Source organism: Dethiosulfatibacter sp. (genome assembly GCF_983023055.1).
This window is the reverse complement of sequence record NZ_CEZJXU010000181.1, coordinates 1-2,033: the sequence shown is the minus strand read 5'-3', so window position 1 is coordinate 2,033 and position 2,033 is coordinate 1. Positions and strand designations below refer to the sequence as shown.

At 36.4% G+C, this 2,033-nt stretch carries 3 protein-coding genes and 1 riboswitch; of the genes, 2 read left to right on the top strand and 1 reads right to left on the bottom strand.

From position 1 onward, the window contains the following. Window positions 1–422 (bottom strand): S-layer homology domain-containing protein (locus AC3AX0_RS07500; RefSeq protein ID WP_487549687.1); only part of this gene is annotated, 422 nt, incomplete at its 3' end. Window positions 423–739: 317 nt separating this feature from the next. Then, window positions 740–843, top strand: a riboswitch (purine riboswitch). Between the two features lie 191 nt (window positions 844–1,034). On the opposite strand from AC3AX0_RS07500, the gene AC3AX0_RS07495 reads away from it, so the two are divergent. Next, window positions 1,035–1,607 (top strand): xanthine phosphoribosyltransferase, encoded by a 573-nt coding sequence (locus AC3AX0_RS07495; protein ID WP_487549686.1) that lies wholly within the window; start codon window positions 1,035–1,037, stop codon window positions 1,605–1,607. A 22-nt stretch (window positions 1,608–1,629) separates the two neighbouring features. Next, window positions 1,630–2,033 (top strand): BMP family ABC transporter substrate-binding protein (locus AC3AX0_RS07490; protein ID WP_487549685.1); only part of this gene is annotated, 404 nt, incomplete at its 3' end.

Genomic DNA, 2,033 nt, shown 5'->3' with positions numbered 1-2,033 from the left:
GCCTTAAGTGTTCTGAAAATCATTACGCATATTTCCTGTCTGGTTATGCTTTTTGAAGGAGCAAACGCTGTATCGCTGATTCCGTTTACTATGCCCAGGTTGTATGCTTTCAATACATATGGATTGTCTGTGTCCTCAAAAGGATCTATTCCAACATTAGCTTCATTACGTGTGAACTTTTCATATAATTTGACTGATAGTGTACAGAACTCCTCACGGGTTACATTTTGAGTATACTTGGACATTATTTCCTCATAAACGAGATGGTTTGTAAGAGCTTCTTGCAGCTCGGGTTCAGCCCATTCAGATTGGGTGCCGTCAAAGGCATAATAAGTCCAGTCTTCCTCAACTTCACCAAATGCAGGAATGCATGAAGAAATGATAAGAATGAATGATAATAGTAATATTGTTATTTTTTTCAAAATTAATCCCTCCGTTATAATATTATGAATAGATAAATAAAGTATACCCTGAATTACGACGTATAATTCACAATGAAGCAATAAAAAATAAATAATTTGTGCATTCATTATACGGCGTTGTTAAAATATAACCTATTGTTTTTTCTATACCAGAGACAATTGTAGTGTATTACTCATTTATTTTCAAACTTAATCTTTTATCAAATTATTGTTAGAGAGTTTTTATATAATATAACTTGATTTTTATGCTCATATGTAATAAAATTCATAGTGGTTCCGTGTGAAAGCATGTGGATTTTAAAATTAAATATAGTGCTTTGAGATATCATTGCACTGCTCGTATAAATTTGATAATATGGATCAAATGTTTCTACCAAACTACCAAAAATAGTTACAGGCTACGGGTTCTTTATTCTTAAAGCTTAATCTTTAAGCTTATAGTTTTACAGAACTCTGCAGATGCAGGGTTATTTTTTTGTAGCTTAGGAAAGTTAAATATGCATAATCCCTTGAATCATTGGTATTATGCGGTTATGGAAACTTTTCTTCGCGTTTTAATAACCGCTTACGCGGTCAACGCAGCGTAGCTGCTTTTTTGAGGAGATATCGTATATGGATTTATTGAAGAAAAGAATACTGGAAGATGGAAAGGCAATAGGGGAGAATATTATCAAGGTTGATGAGTTTTTGAATCATCAGGTTGATCCTGTCCTTATGAATGAAATCGGAAAGGAATTCAAAAGGCTTTTTGACGGAAGTAATATCACAAAGATATTGACCATAGAAGCTTCTGGCATTGCAATAGGTGCCTTTGTTGCACTGCATTTTGGAGTGCAACTTGTATTTGCGAAAAAAACAAAGTCATTGAACATTGATGATGATGTTTATTCAAGCAGTGTGTATTCTTTTACAAAAAAGACAGAATATGATGTCAAGGTATCAAGGAAATACCTGTCCGATAAGGATAACGTCCTTATTGTGGATGATTTTCTGGCTAACGGACGGGCTGCATTGGGTCTTGTGGACATTGCAACTCAGGCAGGAGCAAATATTGAGGGTATAGGGATTGTTATTGAAAAAGGATTTCAAGAAGGTGGTCAAATATTGCGCGACAAGGGTTTTAGAGTAGAATCCCTTGCTGTAATCGACCACATGGGCAACGGGGAGATAGAATTTAAATCATGAAACTAGACTTGAGGAGGAAAAAATGAAAAGATTTTTAGCATTGTTATTAGCAGTTGTAATGGTATTTGCATTGGTAGGATGTGCAGGGGACGAGCCGGCACAGGAACCAACAGAAGAGCCAATGGAGGCACCGGCAGAGGACATGGTAGTAGGTTTTATCTTTGTAGGACCTATAGGTGACGGTGGTTGGACTTATGCTCATGACCTGGGAAGACTTTACCTTGAAGAGCAGCTTGGAGTAAAAACTCTTTACAAGGAATCTGTACCTGAAACTCAAGAAGTAGAATCGGAAATAAGAAATATGATAGACCAGGGAGCAACAGCGATTTTCGCTACAAGCTTCGGTTATATGGACCATGTTGAGAAAATGTCCAAGGAATTCCCTGATGTGGCATTTTTCCATTGTTCAGGATACAAGACTACAGA